15 protein-coding genes are annotated in these 13,173 nt (G+C 71.1%); 10 read left to right on the top strand and 5 right to left on the bottom strand.

The window, feature by feature from the left end:
* The first annotated feature begins 134 nt into the window (after positions 1 to 134).
* The 5 genes from KMW22_RS11350 (at position 135) to KMW22_RS11330 (ending at position 4,381) form a co-directional block, all read left to right on the top strand.
* The gene (locus KMW22_RS11350) at positions 135 to 1,016 is read left to right on the top strand and encodes a heme/hemin ABC transporter substrate-binding protein (protein WP_221090156.1); all 882 of its coding nucleotides are present in this window, start codon (positions 135 to 137) and stop codon (positions 1,014 to 1,016) included.
* Positions 995 to 2,068: a FecCD family ABC transporter permease gene (locus tag KMW22_RS11345; RefSeq protein WP_328774670.1), complete on the top strand. Its 1,074-nt coding sequence runs from the start codon at positions 995 to 997 to the stop codon at positions 2,066 to 2,068. The genes KMW22_RS11350 and KMW22_RS11345 overlap by 22 nt, the downstream gene beginning before the upstream one ends.
* A gap of 35 nt (positions 2,069 to 2,103) precedes the next feature.
* Positions 2,104 to 2,913: a heme ABC transporter ATP-binding protein gene (locus tag KMW22_RS11340; RefSeq protein WP_407928443.1), complete on the top strand. Its 810-nt coding sequence runs from the start codon at positions 2,104 to 2,106 to the stop codon at positions 2,911 to 2,913.
* A 132-nt stretch (positions 2,914 to 3,045) separates the two neighbouring features.
* Entirely contained in the window at positions 3,046 to 3,375 is a 330-nt protein-coding gene (locus KMW22_RS11335) for a hypothetical protein (RefSeq protein ID WP_221090155.1), read from the top strand.
* 43 nt (positions 3,376 to 3,418) lie between these two features.
* Complete coding sequence (locus KMW22_RS11330) at positions 3,419 to 4,381, top strand: siderophore-interacting protein (RefSeq protein ID WP_221090154.1); 963 nt, start codon at positions 3,419 to 3,421, stop codon at positions 4,379 to 4,381.
* Positions 4,382 to 4,584: 203 nt separating this feature from the next.
* Here KMW22_RS11330 and KMW22_RS11325 read toward each other — a convergent pair whose 3' ends face one another.
* The 5 genes from KMW22_RS11325 to KMW22_RS11305 form a co-directional block, all read right to left on the bottom strand.
* Positions 4,585 to 5,109 carry a macro domain-containing protein gene (locus KMW22_RS11325; protein WP_221090153.1) on the bottom strand — a complete coding sequence of 175 codons (525 nt, stop codon included), beginning with the start codon at positions 5,107 to 5,109 and terminating at the stop codon, positions 4,585 to 4,587.
* 58 nt (positions 5,110 to 5,167) lie between these two features.
* Entirely contained in the window at positions 5,168 to 5,884 is a 717-nt protein-coding gene (gmk, locus tag KMW22_RS11320; RefSeq protein ID WP_221090152.1) for a guanylate kinase, read from the bottom strand.
* 233 nt (positions 5,885 to 6,117) lie between these two features.
* Positions 6,118 to 6,552 carry a hypothetical protein gene (locus tag KMW22_RS11315; RefSeq protein WP_221090151.1) on the bottom strand — a complete coding sequence of 145 codons (435 nt, stop codon included), beginning with the start codon at positions 6,550 to 6,552 and terminating at the stop codon, positions 6,118 to 6,120.
* Positions 6,553 to 7,009: 457 nt separating this feature from the next.
* Complete coding sequence (locus KMW22_RS11310) at positions 7,010 to 7,405, bottom strand: HU family DNA-binding protein (protein WP_221090150.1); 396 nt, start codon at positions 7,403 to 7,405, stop codon at positions 7,010 to 7,012.
* A 171-nt stretch (positions 7,406 to 7,576) separates the two neighbouring features.
* A complete protein-coding gene (locus KMW22_RS11305; protein WP_221090149.1) occupies positions 7,577 to 8,326 on the bottom strand; it encodes a HesA/MoeB/ThiF family protein in 750 nt (249 codons plus the stop codon).
* 44 nt (positions 8,327 to 8,370) lie between these two features.
* Here KMW22_RS11305 and KMW22_RS11300 point away from each other — a divergent pair, with 44 nt between their 5' ends.
* The 5 genes from KMW22_RS11300 to KMW22_RS11280 are packed head-to-tail and all read left to right on the top strand — an operon-like array spanning position 8,371 to position 13,154.
* Positions 8,371 to 8,958 (top strand): glycerol-3-phosphate acyltransferase, encoded by a 588-nt coding sequence (locus KMW22_RS11300; RefSeq protein ID WP_221090148.1) that lies wholly within the window; start codon positions 8,371 to 8,373, stop codon positions 8,956 to 8,958.
* Positions 8,955 to 11,072: a hypothetical protein gene (locus KMW22_RS11295; protein ID WP_328774668.1), complete on the top strand. Its 2,118-nt coding sequence runs from the start codon at positions 8,955 to 8,957 to the stop codon at positions 11,070 to 11,072. The genes KMW22_RS11300 and KMW22_RS11295 overlap by 4 nt, the downstream gene beginning before the upstream one ends.
* On the top strand, positions 11,069 to 11,647 hold the full coding sequence (locus KMW22_RS11290) for a UbiX family flavin prenyltransferase (protein WP_221090147.1): 579 nt from the start codon (positions 11,069 to 11,071) through the stop codon (positions 11,645 to 11,647). The genes KMW22_RS11295 and KMW22_RS11290 overlap by 4 nt, the downstream gene beginning before the upstream one ends.
* Positions 11,644 to 12,303 carry a 2-C-methyl-D-erythritol 4-phosphate cytidylyltransferase gene (gene ispD, locus KMW22_RS11285; protein ID WP_221090146.1) on the top strand — a complete coding sequence of 220 codons (660 nt, stop codon included), beginning with the start codon at positions 11,644 to 11,646 and terminating at the stop codon, positions 12,301 to 12,303. Before KMW22_RS11290 ends, ispD begins: the two co-directional genes overlap by 4 nt.
* The gene (locus KMW22_RS11280; RefSeq protein WP_221090145.1) at positions 12,300 to 13,154 is read left to right on the top strand and encodes a 4-(cytidine 5'-diphospho)-2-C-methyl-D-erythritol kinase; all 855 of its coding nucleotides are present in this window, start codon (positions 12,300 to 12,302) and stop codon (positions 13,152 to 13,154) included. Before ispD ends, KMW22_RS11280 begins: the two co-directional genes overlap by 4 nt.
* The last annotated feature ends 19 nt before the right edge of the window (positions 13,155 to 13,173 follow it).

The following is a 13,173-nucleotide window of genomic DNA, read 5'->3' as shown; positions in this document are numbered from 1 at the left end:
GCAAACATTTTGAGGCTTTTCCGACGAGCTCAACAAGGCTCCTACTCAGCTTTTTTGCTCAATCCAGAATCCACCCTCCAACCACCATACACATATTCTTGACTAATTAACTCGGATTACTTAGGTTTTGGAGGATGAAACGAACCCTTCTGGCGCTGTCTGCCCTCTCCCTGCTTTCGTCTGCTCTGGCCGTCACCGTCAAGGGGGCCGACGGCGTGACCGTCGAGTTGGGCACACCCCGGCGTGTGGTGGCGCTAAATGCCACGACTGTCGAACTGATCTACCGCCTGGGCCAGCAGGGCAGCCTCGTGGGCACCGATGTCACCGGCACTTACCCGCCCAACAAGCTGCCCAGCGTGGGGCACTGGGCCCAGTTGCCCGCCGAGGGCATCCTGGCGCTGCAGCCTGACCTCGTGATTGGTACCGCCGACAACTTCGCCATGCCCAGCAACGTCAAGACCGTGCAGCAGCTGCGCGCGGCGGGCGTGAAGGTGCTGGTGCTGCCCGCCAGCGACACCGGGGGCCTGGACGGCGTGAAGGCGCGGCTGAACCTGCTGGCCCAGGTGTACGGCGTGCCCGGCGCCGCCGCCAGCCTGACCCGCAGCTTCGACACCACGGTGCAGGCGGTCAAAGCCAACCGGCCAAAGGTGGCCCCCAGGGTCATCTTCCTGTACGCCCACGGCCCCAACGACGCCAGCATCTACGGCACCGAGGGCGGCGCCAACGATCTGATCACCCTGGCGGGAGGGCGCAACATTGCGCCGTTCAAGGACACCAAGACCCTGACGGCCGAGGCCCTGGTGGCCCTGAACCCCGACGCGATCATTCTGCTGGAGCGCGGCCTGGAGGCCGTGGGTGGCGTGGACGGTGCCCTAAAGCTGCCCGGCGTGGCCCAGACGAACGCGGGCCGGGCCCGGCGCATCTATGCGGTGGACAACTCGGTGCGCTGGATCGGGCCGCGCCTGCCCGAATTTGCCCTGAAGCTGGCCCGGCAGTGGAAGGCCGACTTCCGGTGACCGTCACGGCCGCCCCCGCGCCCTGGCCCTGGCGCGCCCGCACCCTCACGCTGCTGGCACTGCCGCCGCTGCTGGTGGGCGCGGCGGTGCTGGCGGTGGGCACGGGCGCCGTGGGCATCGCGCCGGGGCAGGTGCTCAGCATTCTGCTGGCGCCACTGGGGGTGCCGCCGCTGCAGACCTACGAGCCGCAGCAGGCGGCGGTGCTGTGGGCCATTCGTCTGCCGCGCGTGGTGCTGGGGCTGCTGGTGGGCGCGGGGCTGGGCGCCGCAGGCGCCGCCATGCAGGGCCTGTTTCGCAATCCCCTGGCCGACCCTGGCCTGCTGGGGATTTCCAGCGGCGCCAGTCTGGCCGCTGCCGCCAGCGTGGTGCTGGGGTTTCAGGCCTTTGGCCCGTACTCACTGCCCCTGGCTGCCTTTACCGGTGCACTGCTGGCGACCGCGCTCATTTCTTTGCTGGCGCAGGAACGCGGGCGGGTGCAGGTGGCCACCATGCTGCTGGCCGGCATTGCGGTCAACGCGCTCTGTGGGGCCGGCACCGGCCTGATGACCTTTCTGGCCACCGATGACCAGCTGCGGTCCCTGACCTTCTGGAACCTGGGCTCGCTGGGCGGCGCCACCTGGCCCACGGTGCTCAGCGCGCTGCCGCCCCTGGCGGTGGGGGTGCTGGGCCTGCCCCTGGCCGCGCGCGCCCTGAACGCCTTCATGCTGGGCGAGACCGGCGCGGCGCACCTGGGCCTGCCGGTGCAGGGCGTGAAGTGGCTGATCGTTTCGCTGGTGGCCCTGGGCGTGGGCGCCGGGGTAGCGGTGGCAGGCACCATTGGCTTTGTGGGGCTGGTGGTGCCGCACCTGCTGCGGCTGCTGACCGGGCCCAACCACCGCACGCTGCTGCCGGCCTCGGCGCTGCTGGGGGCCACGCTGCTGGTCCTGGCCGACCTGCTGTCGCGCACCGTGGTCGTGCCAGCCGAGTTGCCCCTGGGTATTGTGACGGCCCTGCTGGGGGCGCCCTTCTTTCTCTTTCTGCTGCGGCCGGGCCGCCAGGGCGCAGGGCTGTGAAAGGCGCGCTGCTGGACCACCCCCGGGCCGATGCACTGCCGACCCATGACGCGCCGCCGGCCACCCCGCGCGCCCCGGTGGCCCAGGTGGCAGCGCTGGACTACACGGTGGCCGGGCGCGAGGTACTGCGCGGGGTGTCGCTGTCGCTGCAGGCGGGCGAACTGCTGGCTGTGCTGGGGCGCAACGGGGCCGGCAAAAGCACCCTGCTGGCTCACCTCAGCGGCGATCTGCGCGCCCGGGGGGTACAGCTGTTCGGCCAGCCGCTGCCCCCGCGCCGCCCCCGCGAACTGGCACGGCGCCGCGCGGTGTTGCCGCAGCACACCGCCGTGCCCTTTGCCGCCGAGGTGCTGGACATAGTGCTGCTGGGCCGCATTCCGCACGGGCGGCGCGAAACCCCGGCCGACCGCGCCATGGCCGCCGACTGTCTGGCCCGCGTGGGGCTGGCGGGGTTCGGTGCGCGCTCTATTCAGACGCTCTCGGGCGGGGAGCAGCAGCGGGTGCATCTGGCGCGCACCCTGGCGCAATTAAGCGGCACGGCGGGCGACCGGGTGCTGCTGCTGGACGAACCCACCGCCAGCCTGGACCTGGCCCACCAGCACGCGACCCTGCGGCTGGCCCGCGACCTGTGCGCCGAGGGCGTGGGCGTGCTGGCGGTGCTGCACGACCTGAATCTGGCCGCCCAGTACGCCGACCGGGTGCTGCTGCTGGCCGGGGGCGAGGTGCTGGCCTGGGGCCCGCCCGCCGCCGCCCTGACCCCCGCCCACATTCAGGCTGCCTACGGCCACGAGGTGCTGGTGACCCGCCACCCCTGCCTGGACTGTCCCCTGATCGTCAGCGCCGGCTGATCCGGGCGCCCTCGCCCCTGGCCAGGGTATCCGCCCCTCCCTCCCTGCTCCTTTTCCCTGAGGTGTTCCCATGAAGCTCCTGCAGCCCATTGTTTCCCTGCTGGCCCTGCCCAACCCCCTGGAGAGCGCGCCATGTGCCAGAGCCTGACGCCCCTGGTGATCCACGCTCCACGCCGCAAGGTGCTGCGCTGCTCGTGCGGGGCGCTGCATGTGGTCTGGGAGAGCCTAAATCTGTCCCTGCACGACGAGGAGTTTCTGGACCTGCAAGCGCTCACGGCAGACCCGCATGACCGCCTGCTGGGCCACTGGCAGACCCACCACACCGCGCAGGGCGTGGGGCTGTGGTACGGCCCCATGGGCACCACCCTGCGGCCCGATGACTGGCAGGCCCTGCGCACCCTGCTTCAGGCCACGACCGTGCTAACCCAGCCACCACACCGGCCGCTGTACGCCCTGAATTGATCGCTTACCCCTGGCCCGGCCTAGGGCCCAAGGAGCACCCACCATGACCACCCTGACCCCCACCCGCCCACTGCCCATGACGGACGAGATGCAGGACCTCATCCTGCATGTCAACGAGGGGCATGTGCCCGAACTGCTGCACTGTGTCAGGGCCTTTACCCCGGTGCAGGACGCCACGCAGGCCCAGATCACGGCCCTGTTCGAAGACGGCATGGAACTGGCAGTCACAGCCCCGGCAGGCGTGTCGCGCCGCTTCGTGCCCTTCGCCGTGCCGGGCCCCGTCCACGAGGCGATTCGCGGCACCGTGGGGGCGGCCATGAAGAAGCTGGGCCTGAACCCCGAAGGCCGCGTGGCCGCGTGGCAGGTGACCGACAACCGCCCCCTGACCGCCCATATGCGCCGCCTCGTGCTGCACCTGGATCAGGACGAGCGCCCCGCCTGGCGCCCGGGGGACGCCTGCCGCTTTGACGTGCCGGGCCAGGACCACGGCCGCCCCTACACCCTGCGCCGCGTGCAGGGCGCGCTGGCCCACGTTGACGTGTATTGCCATGACCAGAGCCCCGGCAGCGTGTGGGCCCAGGGCCTGCAACCCGGCGACCTCGTGACGGTGCGCGGCGAGCGCCACGAGCCCTTCCCCGACTTCACAGGTGGCCCCGCGCTGCTGCTGGGCGACGAAACCGCGCTGCCCACCATTGCGGCCCTGCTGGAAGGCTGGGCCGATGAACACCCTGTCCGCGTGCTGCTGGAGGTGGGCGACGCCGCCGAGCAGCGTTATCTGGACGAGGTGCCGCTGCCCGCCGGAACCCACGTGAGCTGGCTACCGCGCGTGGGAGACAGCGGCGCCGCGCTGCTGGCTGTGCTGGACACCCTGGCCGTGGCCCCGGCGGCCGTGTGGGGCGCCCTGGAAACAGGGGCGGCCAAGCGCCTGCGCAAACATCTGCGCGCCGAATACCCCCAGGCCGATGTCCGCCTCACCGGCTACTGGCGCCGGAGCGAGGGCTCATAAAGGGCGGCTCTGCCGCGTTGCCCTGAGGTTGCGCGGCTCTACCCTCACTCCAGGCAGAGCGGTGGCCTCGCTGCCGAGCCGGGCAGGCCGGCCAGGACACCGAGGCACACAGGCCCCTCTGCGCCTCCCTTCCCAAACAAGAAAAACCGCCTCTTGGGCGGTGATGTCGAAAACTATAGCGTGATATGCAGGCGCGGTCAAGCCTATGCGGACGGTGCCACCCGGGCCAGCGCCCGCTGAAACACGTTCAGGGGCCCGGCGCCGTACAGCACCAGCCGCACCTGAAGGGCGGGGTGATCCCACAGGAACGTGGTGATCGCCCGCAGGCTCACCTCGGCGGCCTGATCCAGCGGATAGCCGTAGACCCCGGTGCTGATCGCCGGAAAAGCCACGCTGTCGCAGCCGTGCTGCACGGCCAGTTCCAGGCTGTGGCGGTAGGCGCTGGCCAGCAGGTCGGCCTCGCTCGCGTGGCCACCGCGCCAGATGGGGCCCACGGCATGAATCACGTGCCGCACCCCCTGGCCAGAGAGCCCAAAAGCAGGCGTGATGACGGCCGTGCCCGTGGGCGTGCCCCCCAGCTGCCGGATGGCGCGCAGCAGTTCGGGGCCAGCGGCGCGGTGAATCACGCCGTCCACGCCCCCACCGCCCATTAATTCCTTGTTGGCAGCAGTCACCACGGCGCAGGTGGTCTGCGCGGCAATATCGCCCTGGATCAGTTCAAGTGGCATAAGGTTCCCTCGGGTCTGGTCGTGCAAAGAAGGGCCGGGCCGCACCGTGGGCCACTTCTCAGTGGGTCGCCACCTCGTTCAGCTGGGCGTCGGTCAGGGTATAGCTGCGCAGGGTGTCGGCACGCACGCGGGCCTCGCGGTCTTCCTCGGTCCATTCGGTCTCGGGGCGCTGCCGGGCCCGCTCGGCGCGCTGAATGGCGTGCAGGTCATCCACGGCGCGGTCCAGGTCGTCGTTGACCACCACGTAGCGGAATTCGTGGGCTTCGCGGATTTCCTCGCGGGCGCGGGCCAGCCGCTTTTCAATGCGCTCGGGGGTCTCGGTGGCGCGGCCCTCCAGGCGGCGGCGCAGTTCCGAGAGGCTAGGCGGCATGATGAAAATCAGGATGGCCTCGTCGCCCATGCGCGCCTTGACCTGCATGGCGCCTTCCACCTCAATTTCCAGAATCACGTCCTGCCCACGCGAGAGTGCCGCTTCAATAGGCTCCATGGGCGTGCCGTAGCGGTTGCCCACAAAGGCGGCGTGTTCGAGAAAGCCGTTCGCCTGGGCCTTGGCCTCGAAATCGTCGGGGGTGACGAAAACATAGTGCACGCCGTGCTCCTCGCCGGGCCGGGCCTCGCGGGTGGTCCAGGAGGTGCTGTAAAACACGTCCTGACCCGCCAGCCAGCGCTCGCGCAGGGTGCCCTTGCCCACGCCGGACGCGCCCGTCATCACGAGCAGCAGCCCCCGGCGCGGCGGGGTGCTGAGGGGCATATCAGAAAAGGGGCCAGCCGTCATCCCGCCACGATAGCGAATGCTGGCGGCCCAAGAGCACAGACGAGAGAACAGGCGGCCTCCGCAAGGGAAGGCCGCCACATAGGAGACAAGCTGCTTTGGGGGACGCTGGCTGGTGGCTGAACACCCTGGACCAAGCTGGTCACGCGACGCCCCAAGCCCGCCAAACTTCTGCTCGCTTCGCCCTAAGAGAACCGTCGAGGTTCACGATTTCAAGCGAAGAAATCTTCCTGCTCTTACTTCTTCTTGCCTTTGCTGGTGCTGGCCTTGGAACGGCTCTTGCCCAGGGCCTGCCCTTTTTCATAGCTGGCCTGCATCTTGCGCCGGGTCTCTTCGGCCATCGTCTTGAAATCCACAAGGCCCGCTTCAATGGCTTCCACGCTGGGCTTTACGGTGCCGCCGCGCCGGGCCGAAGCCAGCGCGCGGTTGGTTTCATCAAACCACGCGTCGAAGGCTTTGGTCTGTTCAAACAGCATCTCGCGCGTGTCACGCTCGTAGGTGCCTTCGGCGCCGCGCCGGCTGAACTGCTTGGGCATGGTGAAGCGTTCAGGCATGTACGCCGCATCGAATTTACCCTGACGCACCGCTTCACGAAACAGTTTGATAAACGTATCGCTGCGCTGGGGGTTGCTGAGTTCCTGCACCTGTTCACTGAGTTTTTTGTAAGCCATCTTGGACGCCTCCTTTTCAGGAGTATGCGGGTCTGCCCTCTTCATTGTAAAGACTGGTCTTTTCAATACAGTCCTGGGGCCTGAAAAACAGCGGGTCGCAAACCAGTGGGGAACACGATGAACAGCTTGTTTCTGAGCACGGCGATTAGGAGGCACCGTACCCTTGATCAGGCCTTTGCGGTCGTCACTCGTCGTGGCTTTCCCATTCTCGTTTTGAGTCCAGAGAATGGAATGAAGCTCGCAGCGGGTCTGGGCACCGTCTTCTTATTCAGTCGGCCCTTGAGCAAGGACCAGCGCGTGTGAGCGCATCTTCAACACACTTTTGCCAACATTCAACAAGGGTCTCGTCTTACTGTCATGGCACCCCCAGAACTTGAATACACGAACCAAGATTGACCTCCACACGTCATAAAAAAGAGCGGCGCCACGTGGGCGCCGCTGCGGCCGAATGCAGACTTTACAGGCTGCCTTTGAGGGTGGTCGCCACCTTGAAGCGCACCTTCTTGCCGGCCGGAATGGTGATGCGCTCGGAGGTGCCGGGGCGCACGCCGCTGCGCTCGGCGGTCTGGGCAATGCTCAGGGTGCCCAGGCCGGGCAGGCCCACGCTCTGGCCCGAACGCAGCGCCGAGACCACGCAGTCGAGCATGGTCGCCACCGCGTCGCCCGCCTGCTTCTTGTTCAGCGAGGTGCGCTCGGCCACCATGTCAATAATCTGGGTTTTGGCGATCTTGCCGTCGCCGCGCGCGTTGTCCTCGCCGCGTGACGAGGCGGCGCTCCCCCGGCGGTCGGCGCTGCCGCTCCGGGCGGCATTGCGGGCGGGCTGCTTCGCGGCGGACTTGGTGCTCTTGGTCATGGGAAGAACCTCCGAGAACTGAAGTCGAGCTGGATTGTCGGCTCAGGCGCACAGTAACACACCCGTACGGCGCGTCAAGCCGCCCTGGACGGGGTCTTTAGGGGGGATGAAGGGGGGATTGGCCTCCCAGGTGGGCACTGAGTCACCAGCAGGCCACCGATTGGCCTTAGCTCAAGTCGCCCGGCCATCTGCCTGGGGCACCCCCAGGCGCAAAACCCGCGTGTGGCCGCTCAGGGCGTCATAGGTCCACAGGCGCCCGCGCAGGGGCTCGCCCACGCCCCCCAACACCTTCAGGGCCTCGGTCGCCATCAGGGCGCCCACCACGCCGGGGACCGGGCCCAGCACCCCCGCCTCGTCGCAGGAGGCCGCGTCGCTGGGTTCGGGGAACACGTCGCGCAGGCCCAGGGCCGGGCCAAACACGCTGACCATGCCACTGGTACCGCTGGCCGCGCCCCACACCCATTCGCGCCCTAGGGCGGTGCAGGCATCGGCCAGGCGGTAGCGGGTCTCAAAGTTGTCGGTGGCGTCGATGAGCAGCGTGGCGCCCGCCAGCAGTTCTGGCAGGTTCTGGTCGTCCACAGGCGGCGATGTGCGCACCCGCACATGGGGATTGAGCTGCTGGGCGCGGGCGGCGGCGCGCTCGGCCTTGGGGCGGCCCACATCCGGGGTGGTGTACAGATTCTGGCGGTGCAGATTGCTGAGGTCCACGGTGTCGCCCTCGGCAATCACCAGTTCGCCTACCCCGGCGCCCGCCAGCGCAGCAATGACCGGGCTCCCCAGGCCGCCGGCCCCCACCACGACCACCCGTGCGGCCCCCACGCGGGCCTGCGCCCCAGCCTCCTGCCATTCCGGCACCAGCAGCGCACGGCTGTAGCGGCGCAGTTCGGCGCGGCTGAGTGGGGGCGGCGGCAGGGCACTCATGCGGCCAAGTCTAGAGGGCGCGGCCCCGCTAGAATGGCCGCCGTATGCCCCCAACCGCCGCGCCCGTGCTTGTGGCCCTCGCCGCGTACCTGCTGGGGTCCCTGGTGGCCGGGGTGCTGTACTCGCGGGCCCAGGGCGCCGATATTCGGGACCGGGACCTGCCAGGCGGCAGCGGCACCTTCCGGCAGTATGGCCGCCGGGCCGCCATACTGGTGACCGCGCTCGACATCGCCAAGGGTGCCCTGGCGGCCCTGCTGGCGCGGGCGCTGGCCCCGGAATGGGGCTGGCTGGCCATGGGGGCCGTGGTGGCGGGCCACTGCTATCCCCTCTTTTTCGGCTTCCGGGGTGGCGGGGGCATTGCGCCGCTGCTGGGCGCACTGCTGGTGCTGGCCCCGGTAACCCTGCTGGGCACCCTGGGCACGGCGCTGCTGTTTATCCCCCTGTACCGCGCCACGCTGCAGCGCCGCGTGGGCCTGAATGCGGTGCCGGCCGCCACAGTGGTGGCCTTGCCGGTGGGCCTGCTGCTGGCCACCCGGTACGGTGGCCTGGGCGAACTGCTGGCCGGCGGCGTGGTGATGGCCGTGCGCAGCGCGCACCTGCTGGCCCGCCCCGGGCGCCCGGAGGGCGCGTGAGGCGCGCACCCAGCCCTAGGGGGCTGGCGCGCGCAGGCCTGCTGCTGGCCCTGCTGACCGGCGCCGCCCAGGCCACGGCCACGCTGAACGGCCGCACGCTGGTGGTAGAGCCGGACGGCACTGGCACCCGCTGGCAGCGCACCTTTCCGGCCTCGTGGGGCCCCCTGACTGGGCCGCTGGAACTGGACGGGCGCCTGCTGCTGGGCGCCGGGCCCACCGTGTACGAACTGGGGGCAGGCGGCGTGGCCGCCGCCCGCGCCGACCTGAGCGGCGTGGTGACCTCGCTGGACGCCTCGGGCGGCGTGGTGCGCGTGAGCACCGAACTGAACGGGCTGACCGAGCGCTTCACCCTGGACCCGGCCAGCGGCCTGACCGTGCAGGAGCGGGTGGTGCCCCCACCCGTGCCGCAGATCACCGGCTGGCTGGCGCGCACCGCCGACACCACCCCCGCCGCCGAGGTGGCGCGCGCCGCTGCCCTGGACCCGCTGAACCCCTTCCTGGCGGTGCGCGAGGCCAGTGCCCGGCGGGCCGACCCCTACGCCGCCCTGAGCGCCGTGCGCCGCGCCCTGGGGGGCAATCTGCCCTTTCCCGCCTGGGTGGCGCTGGCCGCGCGGCTGGACAGCGCAGGCTTTCCCTCGGCGGCTGATCTGGCCCTGGACCGCGCCCGGCGCGACGCAGCGGCGCGCGGCTTCGACCCGGCGGTAAGCATGAACCGGGAGGCGCTAAAGGCCTACGGCGACCCGGCGGGCTACGTGAGCACCCTGCTGGACCAGCGGCGACTGGCCCGCGCCGGGGTGTGGATGGCCTACCTGCGCGAACTGCACCCCCGCTTTGAAGGCGGCGAGGCGCTCTACGCCCGCTACGCCCTGGCCCTGGAGCAGCAGGGCCGCGAGGGCGAGGCAGGCGAGTGGCGGCAGTTCTCGCGTTCGCTGCGCGCCGGCACCCTGTACAACCTGGGCCCCGAGGGCCTGCGCGAGGTGCGCGACGCCGCCCGGCTGGCCATGCTGGGCTTGGGCGCAGCCCTCCTCTCGGGGCTGCTGGCCCTGGCGGTGCGCGCGTGGCGGCCCCAGGCCCAGGACACGCGGGCCCTGGGGGGCCGCTACCGCTCGTGGCTGCGCCATCCACTGTCGCGCGCGCGGCGGGTGTTCGTGGCCTACGCCACCCCCGGCGAGCGCCTCACGCTGTTTTTGCTGGCCCTGAGCCTGCTGGTGGTCACCGGCGGGCTGCACTGGGCCAATCTGGCGGGCGCGGGGCTGCGCTCGCCCGCGCTGGCCAGCGGCACCTACGGCGGCGGCTGGGGCGGAGCACAGCTGTCCGCGCTGGCCCTGCGCCCCGGCGCCGACGCCGCGCTGCTCTCGGGCCTGAGCGCGCAGCTTGACGGCGAGGACGCCCAGGCCAGAGAGCGCTACGCCGCCGCCGACACCGACCCCTGCGTGCGCAACAACCTGGGCGTGATTGCCCAGACGCGCGGCGACGAGCCCCAGGCGCGCGAACTCTACCGCGCGGCCCTGTCGGCCCGGCCTGATCTGGAAGCGGCGGCCTTTAACCTGGGCCTGAACCCCGGTACCCCCGAAGCCGCCTTTCAGCGCACCTACCGCCCCGGGGCGCCCCGGCTGTGCTACCCCGACCAGCGCCGCCTGACCCGCGCCGTGACCGGCGACCTGAGCGTGACGCTGCGCGGCGCCCTGCGCGAGCCGCTGTCGGTGCTGGACCCCTCGGGCGGGGGCTCGCCGCGCCTGGGACTGGCGCTGCTGGGTTCGGGGCTGCTGGCCGCGCTGCTGGCGCTGGCGCTGCTGCTGCCGGCCTCGGCGGTGGCCCTGGCGCAGGCGCGGCCACTGGCCTACCGCGCGCTGGCGCTGCTGCTGCCGGGGGCCTCGCTGCTGGACAGCCCCTGGGGCAGCATGCTGCTGCTGGCCTGGGGCGCGCTGATTGCGGCGCTGTTTCCCGCCACCGGGCTGGTGACGGTGCCCTTTCTGCCGGTGCTGGGTCAGGAGAACACGCGCGCGGCCCTGGTGGCGGGGCTGGTGCTGGTGTACGCCCTGAACCTGCTGGCCTTTATTGCCGCCGAACTGCGCCACGCCCGCCGCCTGCGGCGCGAAGCGAGCGGCGCATGAGGCTGGTCGTGGGGGTCTCGGGCGGCAGCGGCATGCCGTATGCCCTCTCGGCGCTGCAGGCCCTACGTGCCCTGAACGTGGAGACGCACCTCGTGGTGAGCAGCGGCGCCAAGCGGGTGATGACCGCCGAGGGCGCTGGGCCCCAGCTGCCCGACCTCGTGGCCCAGGCAGCCTATGTGCACGAGGACCGCGATCTGGCCGCCAGCGTGGCCAGCGGCTCCTTTCGCACCGACGGCATGCTGCTCATTCCCTGCAGCGCGGGCACCCTGGCGAAGGTGGCGCACGGCTTTGCCGACACGCTGCTCACCCGCGCGGCGCACGTCACCCTGAAAGAGCGCCGCCCCCTGGTGCTGGTGGTGCGCGAGGACCCGCTGCCCCGCCCCATGCTGGTGAACCTGCTGGCCGCCCACGACGCGGGCGCCACCGTGATGACCGCCAGCCCCGGCTTCTACCACGCGCCGCAGGATGTGGACGAACTGCTGCATTTCGTGACCGCGCGGGTGCTGGACCAGTTCAGGCTGGACGTGCCCGGCTTTCGCCGCTGGCGCGAGGACGACCCAGGACCAGCCCGGTGAAGGTCGCCGCCCTGATTCCTGCCGCTGGCAGCGGCACCCGGCTGGGCCTGGGCCCCAAGGCGTTCGTGGAGGTGGCCGGGCGCTCGCTGCTGGCCCGCAGCGTGGCCGCGCTGGCCCCCCACGTGGCCGAGGTGCTGGTGGCGCTGCCCGAAGGCAGCGCCCTGCCCCCAGGGGTGCCCGCGCGCGCCCTGACCGGCGGCGCCACCCGTCAGGCCACCGTCCATGCCCTGCTGGGGGCCACCGACGCGGACGTGGTGCTTATCCACGACGCCGCGCGGCCCTTCGTGCCCACCGCCGTGATTCACGCGCTGCGCGGCGCCGCCGACACCCAGGGCGCCGCTACCGCCGCCCTGCCAGTGGCCGACACGCTGGTGCAGGCCGGAGAGGGGGCGCAGCACTGGGGCCACCTTGTGCCGCGTGGGGGCCTGTGGGCGGTGCAGACCCCGCAGGCGTTCCGGCGCGAACTGATCCTGCGCGCCCACGAGGCGGCGCGGCGCAGCGGCGAGAGCGCCACCGACGACGCCGGGCTGGTGGCGCGGCTGGGGCACCCGGTGGCACTCATTCCCGGCGACGCGCGGCTGTTCAAGGTGACCACCCCCGGCGACCTGCAATTGGCCCTGGCCCTGGCCCCGGTGTGGGATGCTGAGGCCCCATGACGACCGGCCCCTCCGCCACGGCTCCCGTCACGTACTTCGCGCCCGCCAAGGTCAACCTGGGCCTGAGCGTGCGCTCACAGCGCGCTGACGGCTACCACGACCTGCACTCGCTGATGGTACCGCTGAATGTGGGCGACGACCTGGAGATTGCCCCGGCCTCCACCCTGAGCCTGCGCGTGGAGGGCGCCGATCTACCCACCGACGAGGGCAATCTGGTCTACCGCGCGGCGCGGGCCTACCTGGACGCCGCCGGGGTGAGCGGGGGCGCGGCTATCACGCTGCACAAGCGCCTGCCGCTGGCTTCCGGGCTGGGGGGCGGCAGCAGCGACGCCGCCACCACCCTGATGGCCCTGGCGCGGCTGTATCCGTCTGGGGTGGCCCTGGCCCCGCTGGCCCGGCGCCTGGGGGCCGACGTGCCCTTTTTTCTGCTGGGCCACGCGGCCACCGCCGCCGGCACCGGCGAGATCCTCTCCCCCACCCCGGTGCCGCGCACGGCACTGGTGCTGGTGAACCCCGGCGTGCCCGTGAGCGCGCGCGACGCGTACAGGTGGCTGGACGCCGAGGAAGCCTTTACCACCGCCCTGGATATTGAGGCGATTGTGGCTGCCCTGTCCAATGGCCGCCCGGTGCCCTACCTGAACGCCCTCCAGGGCCCGGTGGCCGCCCGCCACGCCCCCATCCGCGAGGTGCTGCGGGCCCTGGATCACGCCGACCTGCACTCGCCCCTGATGAGCGGTTCAGGCAGCACCTGCTTCGCCCTGGCCCGCGACGACGCCCACGCCCACGACGCCGCCCACGCCCTGGCCCGCGCCCACCCCCACTGGTGGGTGACGGCCGCCTGCACCCTGTAACCCGCTGAGGAAAACTGGC

The organism is Deinococcus aquaedulcis (assembly GCF_019693445.1).
Lineage (GTDB): Bacteria > Deinococcota > Deinococci > Deinococcales > Deinococcaceae > Deinococcus > Deinococcus aquaedulcis.
Note: the sequence above shows the minus strand (reverse complement) of the source record. Positions and strands in the feature narration are given on the sequence as shown.